The organism is Ramlibacter cellulosilyticus (genome assembly GCF_014297465.1).
In the GTDB taxonomy this organism is placed as follows: domain Bacteria; phylum Pseudomonadota; class Gammaproteobacteria; order Burkholderiales; family Burkholderiaceae_C; genus Ramlibacter; species Ramlibacter cellulosilyticus.
Map to the genome: position 1 here is coordinate 413,125 of NZ_JACORT010000002.1, position 16,241 is coordinate 429,365.

Below are 16,241 nucleotides of genomic sequence, written 5' to 3' on the forward strand. Positions count from 1 at the left end.
CTGCGGGCCGTTTTCATTTGCAGCCTGCCATGACCGCCCTCCACACCTCCAACATCACCTCGCTGCCGCTGCTCGCGCGCGGCAAGGTGCGCGACAACTACGCCGTCGGCAACGACCGCATCCTGATGGTGGCGAGCGACCGGCTCTCGGCCTTCGACGTGATCATGGGCGAGCCCATCCCGGGCAAGGGCGAGATCCTGACGAAGATGGCGCTGTTCTGGTTCGCGCGCCTCGGGCACGTGTGCCCGAACCACCTGACGGGCGAGGCGCCCGAGAGCGTGGTGGCGCCGGCCGAGGTGCCGCAGGTGCAGGGCCGCTCGATGCTGGTCAAGCGCCTGAAGCCGATCATGGTGGAGGCCGTGGTGCGCGGCTACCTCGCGGGCAGCGGCTGGAAGGAGTACCAGGAGTCGCAGAGCGTGTGCGGGGTGAAGCTGCCGGCGGGCCTGAAGAACGCCGGCAAGCTGCCGCAGCCGATCTTCACGCCGGCGGCGAAGGCCACCTCCGGCCACGACGAGAACGTGTCCTTCGAGAAGGTCGTGGAGATGATCGGACCCGACCTCGCGGCGAAGATCCGCGACCTGAGCATCCGCATCTACCGGGAGGCGGCGGACTTCGCGCTGACCAAGGGCCTGATCATCGCGGACACCAAGTTCGAGTTCGGCCTCGACGAGCAGGGCAACGTGGTGCTCATGGACGAGGTGCTGACGCCCGACTCCTCGCGCTACTGGCCGGTGGAGGGCTACCAGGAAGCGTTCGCGAAGGGCGAGAACCCGCCGAGCTACGACAAGCAGTTCGTGCGCGACTGGCTGGAGGCCGTCAAGGTCGATGGCCAGCCCTGGGACAAGACCCCGCCCGCCCCGCGCCTGCCGCGCGACGTGATCGAGAAGACCGCCGCCAAGTACCGCGAGGCCCTGCAGCGGCTGACTGCGTAGCCGCGTGTAAAGCCCTTGGACGCCGCGCCCATCGCGGCGCTATGCTGGCCCGCATGAAAGCCAGCCTCTTCCTCCTCGCGGCTGCCGCGGCGTTCGCCGCGCCGGCCTTCGCGCAACCGGATGCCCAGTGCATCGTCGCGGGCCGCCTGAGCGACGGCCTGTGGGCGCCGAAGCACGGGACCATCCACCTGTTCGACGGCGACGGCCGTCCGGTCGCGACGCCGACGAAGGCCGCGCTGGCCAACGTCCGCCGCGCGACGCTCGACGAGCCGGCGCTGCTGTCGAAGTGCGACGGGAACAACACGCTCTTCAACGCCGACAACGAGCCGCCCGGCCGCAAGACCGAGGTGCCGGCGCTGGCGCGCGGGACGGTCGAGGTGGAGAGCGTGGCCTATCCGAAGCTGCAGGTGGGCGGGGAGCTGGTGGAACTGCGGGTTCGGGTGCCGGCGGAACGCGTCGTGATGATGACGCGCTGACCGCTTCGCGGCGGTGGGGTTCGCTGGCGCTCACCGTCCGCGGCTTCGCCGCGCCACCCTACATGGAACCCTGTAGGGTGGCGGCGCGAGAGCGCCGGCAGGTGAGCGCGAGCGTTCGAGTGCCGCGGAGGCGGCACGTAGCCCGAAGTGAAGGCGAAGCCGAGCCTCGGACACCCCACCGAAGAGCGCTTACGACAACACCACGCTCGACAACCGCCGCCGATACGCCGCCACCACCGGATCGTCCGGCGGGATCTGCCCTTCCGCCACCTTCGGCTTCGGCGGCTCGATGATCTCCAGGATCGCGATGTAGGTCTTGCGGGCCAGGTCCTCGTTCCAGGACTTGTCGCGCATCAGGATCTCCAGCAGCTCGTCCATCGCGGCCGTCCAGCGCTGCTGGGCGACCAGCAGGCGCGAGCGGTCGAACCGGGCCTGGAAGTCGCGCCGGTTGGCGGCGATCTTCGCGTCCTCGTCGGCGGGGTTGGGGTGCGCCCTGGCGAAAGCGATCGCGTCCATCCAGCGCGCGAGCGCGTCGAGCTTGCGCGACACGCCCACCTTGTTCGCTACCGGCTCGAACGCACGGCGCGCATCCGCCTCCCGGCCCGCGGCCAGCAGCGCCTTCACGTAGTCGAAGCGCGCGTCGTCGTTCGCCGGGTCGGTGGCCACCGCATGCTGCAGGCGCTCCAGCAGCGCTTCGGGGTCGGCGTCGCCGGGTTCCTCGAGCAGCGGCTCCTCTTCCTCTTCCCCGGCCGCGAGCGGCTGCACGTGCTTGTCGAGGAACTCGCGCACCTTGCCCTCGGGCAGCGCGCCCATGAAGCCGTCCACGGGCTGGCCGTTCTTCATGAGGATGACGGTGGGGATGCTGCGGATGCCGAAGGCGCCCGCGAGCTGCTGCTCCTCGTCCGAGTTGATCTTCACCAGCCGGAAGGCGCCACCGTAGGCCACCTCCAGCTTCTCCAGCACCGGGCCCAGCGCCTTGCACGGGCCGCACCACGGGGCCCAGAAATCCACCAGCACCGGCTGGCTCAGCGAGGCGGCAACCACCTCCTGCTCGAAGTTCTCGATGGTGACGTCGATCATTCCGGCTCCCTCTGCTCGTCAAAGTAAAATTTGGGGCTTCTCATCGGGAATTCTATGAACAAGAGTGCCGTGGCCGTCGGGGTCGTCATGGGGTCCAGCAGCGACTGGGACACCCTGCAGCACGCGGTGCAGATTCTCCAGGAATTCGGGATCGCCCACGAAGCCAAGGTCGTTTCGGCGCACCGCATGCCGGACGACATGTTCGCGTACGCGGAGCAGGCCGCCGCCCGCGGCCTGCAGGCGATCATCGCCGGCGCGGGCGGGGCGGCGCACCTGCCCGGCATGCTGGCCGCGAAGACGACGGTGCCCGTGCTGGGCGTGCCCGTGGCGAGCCGCCACCTGCAAGGGGTCGATTCCCTGCACAGCATCGTGCAGATGCCCAAGGGCATCCCCGTCGCCACGTTCGCCATCGGCGCGGCGGGCGCGGCGAACGCGGCGCTGTTCGCGGTCGCCATGCTCGCGGTCAACGACCCGGCGCTGAAGGCGAAGCTGGAGGCGTTCCGCACGAAGCAGACCGAAGCGGCGCGTGCGATGACGCTGCCCCCGCGGGATCCCGCATGACCGTGCTTCTTCCCGGTTCCACCCTCGGCGTGATGGGAGGCGGCCAGCTGGGCCGCATGTTTGTGCATGCCGCGCAGCGCATGGGTTACTTCACGGCGGTGCTCGATCCCGACGCGGACAGCCCTGCGGGCCGCGTCAGCCACCACCACGTGCAGGCCGACTACCTCGACGAGATCGGCCTCGCGCGCCTCTCCGGCTTCAGCGACGCCGTCACGACGGAATTCGAGAACGTGCCGGCCGATGCGCTCGCGCGCCTCGCGGAGAAGCGGCCCGTCGCGCCCGGCGCGGCCGCCGTCGCCATCGCGCAGGACCGTGCCGAGGAGAAGGCGCATTTCATGCGCTGCGGCGTGCCGGTCGCGCCCCACGCGGTGATCGACGGCGACGAGGACCTGGCCGCCGTCGGCGACGACCTCCTGCCCGGCATCCTCAAGACGACGCGCCTCGGCTATGACGGCAAGGGCCAGGTGCGCGTCACCACGCGCGCAGAATTGCGCACCGCGTGGGACGACCTCCAGCGCGCGCCCTGCGTGCTGGAGAAGCTGCTGCCGCTGGCCTTCGAATGCTCCGTCGTGGTCGCGCGCGGGCGCGATGGCGCGATGGTGCACCTGCCCGTGCAGCGCAACCTGCACCGCGCGGGGATCCTCGCGGTGACGGAAGTCCACGACGGCTGCGTCGCGCCGGACCTCGCGCAGCGCGCGGTCGACGCGACGAAAGCCATTGCGAAGGGCCTGGACTACGTCGGCGTGCTGTGCGTCGAGTTCTTCGGCCTGCAGGACGGCTCGCTCGTGGTGAACGAGGTGGCGCCGCGGCCCCACAACAGCGGGCACTGGAGCATCGAGGGGGCGGACGTGTCGCAGTTCGAGCTGCAGGTGCGTACGCTCGCCGGCCTGCCGCTGGTGCAGCCGCGCCAGCACAGCCCCGCGATCATGCTCAACCTGCTCGGCGACCTGTGGTTCCGCGACGGCCAGGAGCGCACGCCCGACTGGGCCGCGGTGCTCGCCCTGCACGGCACGCACCTGCACCTGTACGGCAAGGCGAGCGCGCGGCCGGGCCGCAAGATGGGCCACCTCACGATCACTGGCGGCGACGTCGCCGGCGTGCGCGCGACGGCGCTCGACGCCGCGAGCCGCCTCGGCATCGCGCCCTTCTGAAGCCATGATCCTCGACGGCCGCGACCCGGACTCCATCGCGCAGGCAGCCCGCGTGCTGGCCGGCGGCGGCCTGGTCGCCTTCCCCACCGAGACGGTGTACGGCCTGGGCGCGGACGCCGGCAACGAGCAAGCGGTCGCGGGCATCTTCGCGGCCAAGGGCCGGCCCAGCGACCATCCCCTCATCGTCCACGTGCCGGACGCTGACGCCGTGCCGCGTTTCGCGGCGAACGTGCCCGACGTCGCGCGCCGCCTCATGCAGGCGTTCTGGCCCGGGCCGCTCACGCTGATCCTGCCGCGCCGCCCCGGGATGGCAAGTGCCGCGGCGGGCGGGCAGGACTCCATCGGCCTGCGTTGTCCGGCCCACCCGGTCTCGCACGCGCTGCTGGTCGCTTGCGCCCAGGCCAGCCCGCCGGTGCTGGGCCTCGCCGGGCCCAGCGCCAACCGCTTCGGGCGCGTGAGTCCCACGACCGCGCAGCACGTGGCCACCGAGTTCGACGACCGGCTGCTGGTGCTCGATGGCGGCGCGACCCGCGTGGGCATCGAGTCCGCCATCGTGGATTGCACGCGCGCCGTGCCGGTGCTGCTGCGTCCCGGCACGCTCACGCGCGCCGAGATCGAAGCGGCGTGCGGCGAACGCCTGTGGCTGCCCGAGGAACGTCCCGAAGCCGCGCCGCGCGCTTCCGGCACGCTGGAATCGCACTACGCGCCGCAGGCGAAGGTGCGCCTGATGGATGCGAAGCAGCTGCAGGCCGCGCTCGACGTGCTGGGGCCCGATGCCGCGTCCATCGCGGTCTATGCCCGCACGGCGCTGCGCACCCGCACGCCGCACTACCGGCGCATGCCCGACGACGCGATCGAGACGGCGCGGCAGCTCTTCGCGGTGCTGCGCGAGTTCGATGCCGCGGGCGCCAGGCTGATCTGGATCGAGGCGCTGCCGGAGAGCCCCGAGTGGGACGGCGTGCGCGACCGGCTGAGGCGCGCTTCGGCCGGTTAACCGGCGGTTGACCGGCAATCGTTAAACTCGCCGGTTTTGCTGGAGCGAATTTCATGGCACTTCACTGGATGCGGCGCGCGTGGCTCGTGGCCGCGAGCGCCTCGGCCCTGCTGCTGGCCGCCTGCGGCGGCGGCACGGTCGATTCCCAGTTCTCCCCGGACCGCGTGGTGGCGTTCGGCGACGCGATGGGCGACCTCGGCCAGGCGGGCAGCCGCTACACGGTCAACGACGGCACCGTCAACAACTGGACCCAGTTCGTCGCCAGCCAGTACGGCCGCGACCTCGCCCCGAGCGCCGCGGGCGGCCTGTCCTATGCCACCGGCAACGCTCGCGTCACGGCCAAGCCCGATGCCGCCGGCAACAGCGGCACGCGCACGGTGAAGGAGCAGATCGACGCCTTCCTGGCCGGCAACAAGCTGGGCGGCAACGACCTCGTCATGGTGTCGGCCGGCACGTCCGACGTGATCACCCAGGCCCGCCTGGTGCTGGAAGGCAGCCAGACGCAGGCGGAGATGCAGGCCAACCTGGAGCAGGCCGGGCGCGATCTGGCCGAGCAGGTCAAGCGCCTCGTCAGCGCCGGTGCGACGCACGTCGTGGTCGCGGGCCCGTTCAACCTGGGCCGCTCGCCCTGGGCGCGCCAGACGGCTTCGACCGGACTGATGGAGGCCGCCAGCACGCGCTTCAACGGCGCCCTGCTGGTCGCGCTCGTGGACTACGGCAGGACGGTGCTGTACGTGGACGCCGCGCTGTACTTCAACAACCAGACGGCCGACGGCGGCAGCGACTTCAGCAACCGCACGGAGCCGGTGTGCACGTCGGTGGACGCGGGCCCCGGCATCGGGACCGGCAACGGGCAGGTGAACTCGAGCCTGTGCACGACGTCGACGCTGGTGGCCAATGCCAACCCGGCGCAGTACGTGTTCGCCGACCGCGTGTATCCCACGCCGCGCGCGCACCAGCTGTTCGGTGACTACGCCAAGGGCCGGATCCGGGATCGCTGGTAAGCCGGGAAGGCATGAGGAAAAAGCGCGGGGCTCCCGCGCTTTTTTTTGGGCTTTTCATGGGCCTCCGGGGGGCTCGAGCAGGAGAACGCAGAGGTCGCAAAGGTCACGCAGAGGTCGCAGAGAACAGCCAGGGCCTCGGAGGGCTTTCTCTGCGACCTCTGCGTTCTGAACTCCTTGATCTTCCCGGAATGCAGTGAAGAACCTCTCGCTGCGCGAAGCCGGCCTGCGGTGTCAGGGCTGGTGCGCAGCCCACTCGACGAGCGCCTGCACGGCGGGCCGCACCGCCGACGCGCGGCGGTGGTTGGCGATCGCCACCAGCACGTAGCGGCGCCCCTGCGGGCCGTGCACGTAGCCGGCCACGCCCGACACCTCGTTGAGGCTGCCCGACTTCAGGTGCGCGAGGCCGACGTTCTGGCGCTGGCGGCGCAGCGTGCCGTCCACGCCCAGCAAGGGCAGCGAGGCGGCCAGGTCGGGCATCAGGGGCGAGGCCCAGGCGCCCTGCAGCAGCTGCGCGAGCTGCCGCGCCGTGATGCTCTCGTTGCGCGACAGGCCCGAGCCGTTCTCGGTCACCGGCGGCTCGCCCCCGAAACGCTCGCGCCACCAGGTGCGCAGCACCTCGCGCGAGCCCTCGAAGGTGCCGGTGCCCCGTTGTTGCAGGCTGAGCGTCAGGAAGACCTGCTGCGCCATCACGTTGTTGCTGAACTTGTTGATGTCGCGGATGACCTCCGCGAGCGGCGGCGACGCGAATTCGAAGGCAGGCTTCAGCCCGGCGGGCGCGAGGCCCTCGCGCACCTGGCCGCGCAGGTGCCCGCCCACCCCTTGCCAGAGCGCCGCGATCGCACGCGCCGGGTACGTGCCGGGGTCGGGCCAGGCCAGCTGCCACGACTGCTCGCCGCAGGCGAGGGGGTAGCGGCCCGCGAAGCGCACGCGCGCCGGGTCGCGGAAGTCCGCGGCCAGCGAGGTGATCCAGTCGCCGCAATCCGTGAGCGCGCCGGGCACGGTGGCCGGCCAGCGCACGCCGGCCAGTTCGGGGTCCGCGTGCACGCGCGCCTGGTTGCCGTCGGGCGTGAAGGTGAGGGTGACGGTCTTGAAGTTCACCAGCAGCGCGTCGGGGCTGGCGTTGTAGGGCCGCAGGGGCTGGCCGTCGAAGGCGGCGGGGTCGTGCGGCGGCAGCTGGAAGGCGCTGCGGTCCAGGACGATGTCGCCCTGGATCGTGTGCACGCCGAGCGCGCGCACGCGCCGCAGCAGCAGCCACAGCCGTTCGATCACGAGCTTGGGGTCGCCCTGGCCCTTGAGGACGAGGTTGCCCTCCAGCGTGCCCATGCGCACCGGCCCGTCGAAATAGACGGGCGTCGTCCACGTGAAGTTCGGGCCCAGCAGGTCCAGCGCCGCGTAGGTGGTGGCGAGCTTGGCGACGGAAGCGGGATTGATGGCGACGTCGGGCCGGTGCTCGACCCGCGCCGGGCCGCCTTCGGCCGGGGCGACGAACATCACCACCGCATCGCGGGGCAGCCCCTGCGCGTCCAGCGCGGCGCCGACTTCCGGCGGCAGGGCCTGGCCCCAGGCGGCGGCGGACCAGGCCAGCAGGCAACAGGCGAGGCGGGACCAGCGCGGCATGCGCGCCATTATGGTGGGACGTCGATAATGGCGGGTTCCGCCCCCCGCATGAAACTGCTCGCCTTCGACACCAGCACCGAGATCCTGTCCATCGCCGTCACCGCGGGCGAGGGCGCGCCGGTGCTGGAGCACACGGCGGCCGGCGGGCCGCAGGCTTCCGCCGCGCTGATCCCCGCGGTGCAGGACCTGCTGGCGCGCGCCGGCCTGGCGCTGGGCGAGCTCGCGGCGATCGCCTTCGGGCGCGGGCCGGGCTCGTTCACCGGGCTGCGCACCGCGGCGGCCGTGGCCCAGGGCCTGGGCTTCGGCGCGGGCATCCCCGTCCTGCCCATCGACACGCTGCTGGCCGTGGCCGAGGAAGCCCGTGGCCAGGGGGGCGGCGACCGCATCGTCGCCGTCCTGGACGCGCGCATGGACGAGGTCTACGTCGCGGCCTACGAGCGCGTGGACGGTCTCTGGCACACCCGGCAGGCGCCTGCGCTGGCGCGCCCCGAAGACGTGCAGGCGCCCGCCGGCTGGGTGCTGGCCGGCAACGCGCTGGAGTTGCACGCGCAGCGCCTGCCTTCGGCCGCCGGCCGCATCACGGCGCTGCCCACCGCCCGGGCGCTGCTGCGCCTGGCCCCCGCCGCGCTCGCGCAGGGCCGGCACCCCGCCGCGGAAGCCCTCCCGCTCTACATCCGCGACAAAGTAGCGCAAACTACCGAGGAACGCGCGGCCGATCGCGCGCGCAAGGAGTCGCTGAAGCGGCCGTCGACATGAGCGCAGTCTTCAAGAGCATGGAAGCGGGCTTCGAGCCCATGACCGAGCCGCGCCTGGACGAGGTGGTGGCCATCGAGCGCCGCGCCTACGCCCACCCGTGGACGCGCGGCAACTTCGCCGATTCGCTGCGCTCCGGCTACCAGGCCCAGCTGCTGGTGGGCGGCGAGACCATCATCGGCTACTTCGTCGCCATGCAGGGCGTCGACGAGGTGCACCTGCTGAACATCACCGTGGATCCCGCGCACCAGGGCCTCGGCTGGGGCCGCGTGCTGCTCGACGCCCTCGCGCTCTGGGCGCGCCAGCAGCACGCCCAGTGGCTGTGGCTGGAGGTGCGCACGAGCAACCTGCGCGCGCAGCAGGTCTACCAGCGCTACGGCTACCGCCGCGTGGGCGAGCGCCGGAACTACTACCCCGCGGAGCACGGGCGCGAGGATGCGATCGTCATGAGCTACCGCCTGTGAGCATGGAGCTCGATCCGCGCCAGCGCGCCATGCTGGAGGAAATGGGGATCCGGCTGTTCTGGCCGGAGTCGGCCCCCGTCGAAGTCGAAGAGCCAGTGCTCGCTCGCGCGCAGCCCGCCGTGGAAGTGCCTGTCGCCCGGCCGCGCCCGGATGTCCGCGTGCCCGAGGCCGCACCCGTGGTTCGGCCCGCCGCGCCTGCCGTGCCTGCCGGGACGGCGCTGCCCGGCATCGACCTCCTCGCATGGGACCCGGCTGCGCGCGCGGTCCGCGGTCCGGTGGATCCCGCGTCGGCCGCGGACCTGCAGGGCGGATGGCTCGTCCTGTGCGACGCTTCCGAAAGCGAGGGCGAGCCCGCCATGCAGGCTGCCCGGCTCCTGGACGGCATGCTGGCCGCCCTGGCGCTGCCCGCCGGCGAGAAGGTGTGCATCGCCCGGGTCCCGGCGATGCGCGCCTCCGATGCAGGGCAGGACGCGGTGCTGCGCCGGCCGGTGGCGCTGCTGCGGCCGAAGATCATCCTCGCCATGGGCCGCGCGTCGCCGCAGGTGCTGCTGCAGACGACGGAACCCGTCGGCAAGCTGCGCGGTCGCGTGCACCGCTGCGACGACGTGCCGGTGGTGGTGACCTATCCGCCCGCCTACCTGCTGCGCAACCTGCCCGACAAGGCGAAGGCCTGGGCGGACCTGGTGCTGGCGCTGTCGGTCCTGCGCGGCGCCACGTAGGTCACGCGCGGGGCGCGAACGCTGCCGCGGCCAGGGTCCGCGCCGCGTAGTCGATCCCGCTGAACGCGGCGAAGTCCGCGACGCTGCGCACCCGTCCCAGCCCGTAGATCCCCAGGTCCGCGCCGTCCACCAGCGCCGCGAGCCGCTCGCGCGAACGCTGCTCCAGCTGCCACCAGGGCAGCGCGCGCTCCGCCTCCTGCTGCGCGTCCCAGTGCAGCGGGCGCGGGGGGCCTCCGGAGTTCGCATCGTTGTACAGGTGGTGCACGGGCAGGCCCGGCATGTGGAACAGGTCCCAGCCGTGCGTGTACAGACGCAGCGCCATCGCCTGTTCCTCGCCATGGAAGTAGAGCCAGGGGTCGTACGGCACCTCGCGCACGATGCGACCCGGCGCGAAGAGGCAGCCCGCGCCCACGTGGAAAGCGGGCAGCGGCTCGCTGCTCTCCACCGGCTGCGCCTGGAAGCCCAGCACCGGGTGGTCCGGCGCGAAGGCCGCGTCCGGCTTCAGCACCTGCGCGAGCACGCCCGTGGTGGTGGGGCGGCGCACGGCGGCGCCATCGACGAAGGTGAACGCATCGGGGTACGAGGAGATGGCGACGGGGCGGCGCGGGCCGCCGAGCGCGAGCGCCTGCGCCACCAGCGTGTCGTCCCAGCCCGGGTCGAAGTCCATGTGCGAGTCGAGCTGCAGGAACCAGTCTTCGCCGTCGTGCAGCGACATCGCGAGCGCGCGCGCCCAGCACGGGCCGCGCGCGTCGCGCGCATCCACCTGCACCAGGCTCAGGCGCGCGCGCCCCGGCGCGGCCACGCGAGGGCTGCCTGCCGGCGACTGGTCGACGACCCCGAAGTGCAGGCGCGAGTCGTCGGCCGCGGCGGCGACGGCGCGTTCCAGCGTGAAGGACAGCACGGGATCGCAGTAGGAAGCGATGCTGACGAAGATGCGCATGGCGTGCGCGGCATGGTAGCAAGCGCGCGCCGCAGGGCGCTTGCGTGCCGCGAGCGTGACGTATGCCGCAGCAAGCGCCGGCGGGCGTGCCCGTTACCCCGTGCGGCGCATTGCGGAGCCTTGTAACGCTGTGCTACCTTCCCGCGCACCAAGAAGAAGGCCGTCCGCAGCCACGGGCCGGGCGGTGCCGCGATCAACCCGTGCAGCGCCCAGCGCCCCCCGCGCGTTCGGCGACGCCGCAGGAGCAGAGAAACATGTCCAGGGTCCCGTCCAGGCCGGCGCGCCGCGTCGCCTCCACGCCGGCTGTCGCCGGTTTCCGCCAGTCCGCGCTCGCGGTGGCGGCAGCCTTCGCGTTGCACGCCGGCGCGCACGCGCAGTCGGTCCCGGCCGGGGCCGTCCACGGGACGGCGGCATACCAGCGCGACGGGGCGAACCTGCTGGTCACCACCACCAACGGCGCGGGGCACCGCTCGGTCCTCAACTGGCAGTCCTTCCACGTGCCCGCGGGCAGCCGCACGTGGTTCCAGCAGCCGGATGCGGCGAGCACCTCGATCAACCGCGTGACGGGCGGCGTGCGCTCGGACATCTTCGGCAGCCTCGGGTCCAACGGCAAGCTGGTGCTGGTGAACCCCTCCGGCATCGCGATCGGCGCCAACGCGATGGTCGACACCGCGGGCTTCACCGCGTCGGCGATGGGCCTGAGCGAGGCCGACGCGATCGCGGGCCGCCTGCTGTTCCAGGGCGGCGCGGGCGAGCTGCGCGTCGGCGAGGGTGCGCAGGTGCTGGCGCGCGGCGGCGACGTCGTGCTGGTCGGCTCGCGCGTGCAGGTGGAGCGCAACGCCGTCGTGCAGGCGAGCGGCGCGACCATCCTGGCCGCCGGCGAGAAAGTGGAAGTCACCGGCCGTGGCCTCGAAGGCATCCGGCTCGAGGTGAACGCCGGCAACGAGGCGGTGAACCTCGGCACGCTGCGGGGCGACGCCGTGGCGATCTTCGCCGGCACCCTGAAGCACAGCGGCCTGGTGCAGGCGCAGGCGGCGACGGCCGAAGGCGGCAAGGTGGTGCTGAAGGCGACCGCCGACGCGCTGGTGGACGGGACGGTGCGCGCCAGCGGCAAGCGCGGCGGCAGCATCGACGTGCTGGGCGAGCGCGTGGGCCTGCTCGCGGGCAGCACGGTCGACGCGAGCGGCCTCTTCGGCGGCGGCTCGATCCGCATCGGCGGCGACTACCAGGGCAGGAATGCGGCCGTGCCCAATGCGAAGGCGGTCTTCGTGGACGCATCCGCGAAGATCCGGGCGGACGCCTCGCTGGCCGGCAACGGGGGGCGCGTGATCGTGTGGTCGGACGAGGTCACGCGCATGCGGGGCGCGATCTCCGCGCGCGGCGGCAACCTCGCCGGCAACGGCGGCTTCGTCGAGGTGTCGAGCAAGGGCCACCTGGCCTACACGGGCTTCACCGACCTGTCCGCACCGCGCGGCCGCGTCGGGGACCTGCTGCTGGACCCGCAGGACATCGTGATCTTCCACACCGGCGACACGGCGTACACCCACGACGCGATCGCCCTGGCCAACAACTCGGGCGGCACCGACTTCACGTACACCGGCGGCCCCAGCTACATGGCCGACGGCATCATCAACAGCCAGCTGCGCACGAGCAACCTGACGATCACGACGTCGCACGACTCCTCGCGCTACGCCTCGCCGATCAGCCCCGACACGGGCACCGGCGGCCAGATCACCATCAACGCCGACGTCGACATCAACTGGACGACGCCGAACCGGCTGGAGTTCCTCGCCGACAAGGGCATCGCCATGCTGGGCGGCTGGATCTCCGGCGACAACGCCGGCGCGTCGCTGGTGATGACGGCGAAGAACGGCAGCATCGTGCTGAACCCGTCGGCCACCGTGCAGGTGGGCAACGGCATCACGTTCAGCGCCACCGGCGACATCCAGTTCGGGTCGCTGCGCGCCGGCTACGTCAGCACCGGCAGCGGCAGCGGCCGCAGCGCCGGCCCCGTCGTCCTGAACGCGGGCGGCAACGTCTCGGGCAATGCCATCTACGCCTACGGCGACTACCTCGCCGGCGGCGACGGTGGCGACGGCGGCGACGTGACCGTCACCGCGGGCGGCAGCATCGCCGTCGGTACGATCGCCGCGCAGGGCGGCAACGCCTACGAGCGGCCGGTCTTCACGATGCCGCCCGTCCCGCCCGGCAAGGGCGGCAGGGGCGGCAAGGTCACCCTCAAGGCGAACGGCGGCGGCGTGACGGTGAGCGACATCACGGCCTACGGCGGCGACTCCGCCGGCGGATCGCTGCCGTCCGGCGCGGCCGGCGCGGCGGGCAACATCGAGGTGGTGGCCAAGGGCGACGTGGCCATCGATTACATGAAGGTCTCCGGCGCCCTGGGCCTGACCGGTTCCGCGGCCGGCACCGTCAGCGTGACCGCCGACGGCAGCTTCACCTTCGACGAGATCCAGGCCGTCGGCGGCCGCTCGTACGACCCCGTCGCGTCCGGCAAGGGCGGCACGGTGCTCGTGGACGTCAAGGGCGACATCGTCATGACGCCGCGCGCCGGCGGCGACGCCATCAACGCCGACGGCGGCTATGGCGAACGCGGTGCCGGCGGCCAGGGCGGCAGCATCACGCTGAAGGCCGGCGGCACCGTGCGCGCGCTGCCCGTGATCAGCTGCGACTGCGCCAGCCCGCCGACCACCGGCGGCGTCGCGTGGGTCTCCGCCAGCGGCGGCCAGGGGAATGGCTCGCCCACCGGCGGCACCGACGGCGGTGCGGGCGGCACCATCCGCGTGGAGACGGGCGCGCCCCTCGTGATCGACAGTTCGATGATCCTCGCCGCCGGCGGCGGGGAGGGCGGCGACGTGTACAGCGGCGGCACCGGCCTCGCGGGCAAGGGCGGTGCCGGCGGCACGCTGACCGTGCAATCGAAGGGCACCGTGACCCTGCGCGATGCGCTGCTCTCCGCCGGCGGTGGCGGGGGCGGTGTCGGGGCGGATGGCGTGACCCGGGCCGCGGACGGCGCCCTGGGCACGTTCACCGCGAGCGGCACGGCGGTCGAAGTCGTGAACAGCTTCCTGCTGGACGGCCACTGGATCAACAACTCCGTGGTGAACCTGCGCGACGCGGCGATCGTGGCCGGCAGCGGCATCTTCCGCAACGCCAGCGACGTGAACCTGTACGGCACGAGCTTCCTGGGCATGGCGGCCGTCGAGAACGGCGGCCGCTTCCGCGCGTTCGGCAGCCGCGTGGGCGCCACGCTCACGCGCAACAGCGGGCTCGTGGAAATCAATGCCGGCAGCACGCTCGATGCGGCGCAGTTCACCGACAACAGCGGCATGCTGGTCGTCAACGGCACGCTCAACCTGGGCAGCAGCGCCGGCGCACCTCCGCCGGTGCCCACGCCTTCGCCGCCGCCGTTGCCGCCGCTGGGCGTCGCCGCCGCCGCACTGGGCAGCGGTGCGGTGTTCACCAACCAGGCGTCCGGCACCATCGCCGGCAGCGGCACGCTGAACGTCGACGGCGGCACGGGCACGGTGGACAACTTCGGCACCCTCGCACCCGGCGGTGCCGGCACCGTGGGCACGCTGAACGTGAACGGCAACCTCACCATGCAGTCGGGGTCCGTCTATGCCGCGGACCTGAAGGACACCACGGTGCACGACCAGGTGGTGGTCGCGGGTGCGGCGCGCACCGGCGGCACCGTGCAGGTGAACCTGCTGTCCGGCGCGAGCTACGCCGCGGGCGACAGCGTCGCCGTGCTGAAGTCCAACGGCCTCGACGCCACAAGCCTGCCGGCGGTCAACAAGCCGGAGTTCACGGCGAAGGCCGCGGGCAACGATCTCCTGCTGGTCGCCGCGGGGACGGTCACGCCGCCGCCTCCGCCGACGGGCGCCGTGGAACAGCAGGCGCAGCAGCAGGCGAACAACCAGGTGACGACCTTCCTCACGCTGTTCGAGCAGTTGCAGCGCCAGGAGCCCAGGCGCATCGGCAAGGACGACATCGTCGTCACCGACACCGCCTGCACGCGCTAGAAGCGGGGAAGGTCCGGGTGCGCGATGCGGCCGGCGCGCACCAGCATCTTCCCGTACTCGGCGCAGCGGTTCAGCGTCGGGATCACCTTGCCGGGATTGAGCAGCTCCCGCGGGTCGAAGGCGCGCTTCACGCCGCGCATCTGCTCCATCTCCTGGGCGCTGAACTGCACGCACATGGAGTTGAGCTTCTCCACGCCCACGCCGTGCTCGCCGGTCACGGTGCCGCCCATGGCGACGCTGGTCTCGAGGATGTCGGCCCCGAACAGCTCGCAGCGGTGGAGCTGGTCGGGGTCGTTGGCGTCGAAGAGGATCAGCGGATGCAGGTTGCCGTCGCCCGCGTGGAAGACGTTGGCGCAGCGCAGGCCATACTTCTTCTCCATCTCCTGGATCGCCAGCAGGATGTCCGCCAGGCGCTTGCGCGGGATCGTGGAATCCATGCACATGTAGTCGGGGCTGATGCGGCCGGAAGCGGGGAAGGCGTTCTTGCGGCCGCTCCAGAAGCGCAGCCGTTCCGCCTCGTCGCGGCTCACCGCGATGGCGGTGGCGCCGGCGTTGCGCAGCACCTCGCTCATGCGGCCGATTTCCTCCTCCACCTCCTCGGGCGTGCCGTCGCTCTCGCACAGCAGGATGGCCTCCGCGGCCAGGTCGTAGCCGGCATGCACGAAGTCCTCGACGGCCGCCGTCATCGGCTTGTCCATCATCTCCAGGCCGGCGGGGATGATGCCGGCCGCGATCACCGCCGCGACCGCGTCGCCCGCCTTCCGCACGTCGTCGAAGCTGGCCATGATGCAGCGCGCGAGCTGGGGCTTGGGCACCAGCTTCACGGTCACTTCCACCGCGACGGCCAGCATGCCTTCGCTGCCGATCACGACCGGCAGCAGGTCGAGGCCGGGCACGTCGAGCGCGTCGCCGCCGAATTCCACGGGCTCGCCGTCCGCCGTGAAGCCGCGCACCTTGAGCACGTTGTGCAGCGTGAGCCCGTACTTCAGGCAGTGCACGCCGCCCGAGTTCTCGGCGACGTTGCCGCCGATGGTGCAGGCGATCTGGCTGGAAGGGTCGGGCGCGTAGTAGAGCCCGTAGCTGGCGGCCGCCTCGCTGATCGCGAGGTTGCGCACGCCGCATTCCACGACCGCGGTCCGCGAGACGGGATCGACGCTGCGGATGCGGTTGAACTTGGCGAGCGACAGCGTCACCCCGAGCGCGTGCGGCATCGCGCCACCGGAGAGCCCCGTTCCCGCGCCGCGGGCGACCACGGGCACGGCGAGCGCGTGGCAGGCCTTCAGCACGGCCTGCACCTGCGCTTCGTCCTCGGGCAGCGCCACGACCAGCGGCCGCTGGCGGTAGGCCGTGAGCCCGTCGCACTCGTAGGGCGTGGTTTCCTCCGCATGCCAGAGCAGGCAGCCGTGGGGCAGCACCTTCTGCAAGGCGGCGACCACCTGGGCCTGGCGCTCGGCCCGCTGCAGGACGTCGGGATCGGTCGGGGCGTTCATGCCGCCATCATCGCGCA

14 protein-coding genes are annotated in these 16,241 nt (G+C 72.2%); 10 read left to right on the forward strand and 4 right to left on the reverse strand.

Annotated elements, in window-relative coordinates; all coding sequences use genetic code 11:
* Window positions 1–29: 29 nt before the first annotated feature.
* A complete protein-coding gene (locus tag H8N03_RS07780) occupies window positions 30–932 on the forward strand; it encodes a phosphoribosylaminoimidazolesuccinocarboxamide synthase (protein ID WP_187075585.1) in 903 nt (300 codons plus the stop codon).
* Window positions 933–985: 53 nt separating this feature from the next.
* A complete protein-coding gene (locus H8N03_RS07785; RefSeq protein WP_187075586.1) occupies window positions 986–1,408 on the forward strand; it encodes a hypothetical protein in 423 nt (140 codons plus the stop codon).
* Between the two features lie 189 nt (window positions 1,409–1,597).
* Here H8N03_RS07785 and trxA read toward each other — a convergent pair whose 3' ends face one another.
* On the reverse strand, window positions 1,598–2,488 hold the full coding sequence (trxA, locus tag H8N03_RS07790; protein WP_187075587.1) for a thioredoxin: 891 nt from the start codon (window positions 2,486–2,488) through the stop codon (window positions 1,598–1,600).
* Between the two features lie 54 nt (window positions 2,489–2,542).
* Here trxA and purE point away from each other — a divergent pair, with 54 nt between their 5' ends.
* The 4 genes from purE to H8N03_RS07810 are packed head-to-tail and all read left to right on the forward strand — an operon-like array spanning window position 2,543 to window position 6,198.
* Window positions 2,543–3,049, forward strand: a complete 507-nt coding sequence (gene purE, locus H8N03_RS07795) for a 5-(carboxyamino)imidazole ribonucleotide mutase (RefSeq protein WP_187075588.1) — start codon at window positions 2,543–2,545, stop codon at window positions 3,047–3,049.
* Complete coding sequence (locus H8N03_RS07800) at window positions 3,046–4,200, forward strand: 5-(carboxyamino)imidazole ribonucleotide synthase (protein WP_187075589.1); 1,155 nt, start codon at window positions 3,046–3,048, stop codon at window positions 4,198–4,200. Before purE ends, H8N03_RS07800 begins: the two co-directional genes overlap by 4 nt.
* A 4-nt stretch (window positions 4,201–4,204) precedes the next feature.
* Window positions 4,205–5,194: an L-threonylcarbamoyladenylate synthase gene (locus tag H8N03_RS07805; protein ID WP_187075590.1), complete on the forward strand. Its 990-nt coding sequence runs from the start codon at window positions 4,205–4,207 to the stop codon at window positions 5,192–5,194.
* A 53-nt stretch (window positions 5,195–5,247) separates the two neighbouring features.
* Window positions 5,248–6,198, forward strand: coding sequence for an SGNH/GDSL hydrolase family protein (locus tag H8N03_RS07810; protein ID WP_187075591.1), 951 nt, complete (start codon window positions 5,248–5,250; stop codon window positions 6,196–6,198).
* A 231-nt stretch (window positions 6,199–6,429) separates the two neighbouring features.
* On the opposite strand, the gene dacB is transcribed toward H8N03_RS07810, so the two are convergent.
* A complete protein-coding gene (gene dacB, locus H8N03_RS07815; protein WP_187075592.1) occupies window positions 6,430–7,815 on the reverse strand; it encodes a D-alanyl-D-alanine carboxypeptidase/D-alanyl-D-alanine endopeptidase in 1,386 nt (461 codons plus the stop codon).
* Between the two features lie 48 nt (window positions 7,816–7,863).
* Here dacB and tsaB point away from each other — a divergent pair, with 48 nt between their 5' ends.
* Genes tsaB through H8N03_RS07830 form a run of 3 tightly spaced genes read left to right on the forward strand, consistent with a single transcriptional unit; the run spans window position 7,864 to window position 9,751 of the window.
* On the forward strand, window positions 7,864–8,571 hold the full coding sequence (gene tsaB / locus H8N03_RS07820) for a tRNA (adenosine(37)-N6)-threonylcarbamoyltransferase complex dimerization subunit type 1 TsaB (protein ID WP_187075593.1): 708 nt from the start codon (window positions 7,864–7,866) through the stop codon (window positions 8,569–8,571).
* Window positions 8,568–9,032: a ribosomal protein S18-alanine N-acetyltransferase gene (gene rimI / locus H8N03_RS07825; protein WP_187075594.1), complete on the forward strand. Its 465-nt coding sequence runs from the start codon at window positions 8,568–8,570 to the stop codon at window positions 9,030–9,032. The genes tsaB and rimI overlap by 4 nt, the downstream gene beginning before the upstream one ends.
* A gap of 2 nt (window positions 9,033–9,034) precedes the next feature.
* Window positions 9,035–9,751 carry a uracil-DNA glycosylase family protein gene (locus tag H8N03_RS07830; protein WP_222622882.1) on the forward strand — a complete coding sequence of 239 codons (717 nt, stop codon included), beginning with the start codon at window positions 9,035–9,037 and terminating at the stop codon, window positions 9,749–9,751.
* Window position 9,752: 1 nt separating this feature from the next.
* Here H8N03_RS07830 and H8N03_RS07835 read toward each other — a convergent pair whose 3' ends face one another.
* The gene (locus tag H8N03_RS07835; protein WP_187075596.1) at window positions 9,753–10,691 is read right to left on the reverse strand and encodes a GlcNAc-transferase family protein; all 939 of its coding nucleotides are present in this window, start codon (window positions 10,689–10,691) and stop codon (window positions 9,753–9,755) included.
* A gap of 254 nt (window positions 10,692–10,945) precedes the next feature.
* On the opposite strand from H8N03_RS07835, the gene H8N03_RS07840 reads away from it, so the two are divergent.
* Window positions 10,946–14,734 carry a two-partner secretion domain-containing protein gene (locus H8N03_RS07840; RefSeq protein ID WP_187075597.1) on the forward strand — a complete coding sequence of 1,263 codons (3,789 nt, stop codon included), beginning with the start codon at window positions 10,946–10,948 and terminating at the stop codon, window positions 14,732–14,734.
* Here H8N03_RS07840 and H8N03_RS07845 read toward each other — a convergent pair.
* A complete protein-coding gene (locus H8N03_RS07845; protein ID WP_187075598.1) occupies window positions 14,731–16,224 on the reverse strand; it encodes an FAD-linked oxidase C-terminal domain-containing protein in 1,494 nt (497 codons plus the stop codon). The two genes, H8N03_RS07840 and H8N03_RS07845, sit on opposite strands and share 4 nt — an antisense overlap.
* Window positions 16,225–16,241: the final 17 nt, after the last annotated feature.

Coding starts and splice junctions, on each gene's coding strand:
- H8N03_RS07780 (WP_187075585.1), top strand. CDS start 30: ATGACCGCCCTCCACACCTCCAACATCACCTCGCTGCCGCTGCTCGCG.
- H8N03_RS07785 (WP_187075586.1), top strand. CDS start 986: ATGAAAGCCAGCCTCTTCCTCCTCGCGGCTGCCGCGGCGTTCGCCGCG.
- trxA (WP_187075587.1), bottom strand. CDS start 2,488: ATGATCGACGTCACCATCGAGAACTTCGAGCAGGAGGTGGTTGCCGCC.
- purE (WP_187075588.1), top strand. CDS start 2,543: ATGAACAAGAGTGCCGTGGCCGTCGGGGTCGTCATGGGGTCCAGCAGC.
- H8N03_RS07800 (WP_187075589.1), top strand. CDS start 3,046: ATGACCGTGCTTCTTCCCGGTTCCACCCTCGGCGTGATGGGAGGCGGC.
- H8N03_RS07805 (WP_187075590.1), top strand. CDS start 4,205: ATGATCCTCGACGGCCGCGACCCGGACTCCATCGCGCAGGCAGCCCGC.
- H8N03_RS07810 (WP_187075591.1), top strand. CDS start 5,248: ATGGCACTTCACTGGATGCGGCGCGCGTGGCTCGTGGCCGCGAGCGCC.
- dacB (WP_187075592.1), bottom strand. CDS start 7,815: ATGCCGCGCTGGTCCCGCCTCGCCTGTTGCCTGCTGGCCTGGTCCGCC.
- tsaB (WP_187075593.1), top strand. CDS start 7,864: ATGAAACTGCTCGCCTTCGACACCAGCACCGAGATCCTGTCCATCGCC.
- rimI (WP_187075594.1), top strand. CDS start 8,568: ATGAGCGCAGTCTTCAAGAGCATGGAAGCGGGCTTCGAGCCCATGACC.
- H8N03_RS07830 (WP_222622882.1), top strand. CDS start 9,035: ATGGAGCTCGATCCGCGCCAGCGCGCCATGCTGGAGGAAATGGGGATC.
- H8N03_RS07835 (WP_187075596.1), bottom strand. CDS start 10,691: ATGCGCATCTTCGTCAGCATCGCTTCCTACTGCGATCCCGTGCTGTCC.
- H8N03_RS07840 (WP_187075597.1), top strand. CDS start 10,946: ATGTCCAGGGTCCCGTCCAGGCCGGCGCGCCGCGTCGCCTCCACGCCG.
- H8N03_RS07845 (WP_187075598.1), bottom strand. CDS start 16,224: ATGAACGCCCCGACCGATCCCGACGTCCTGCAGCGGGCCGAGCGCCAG.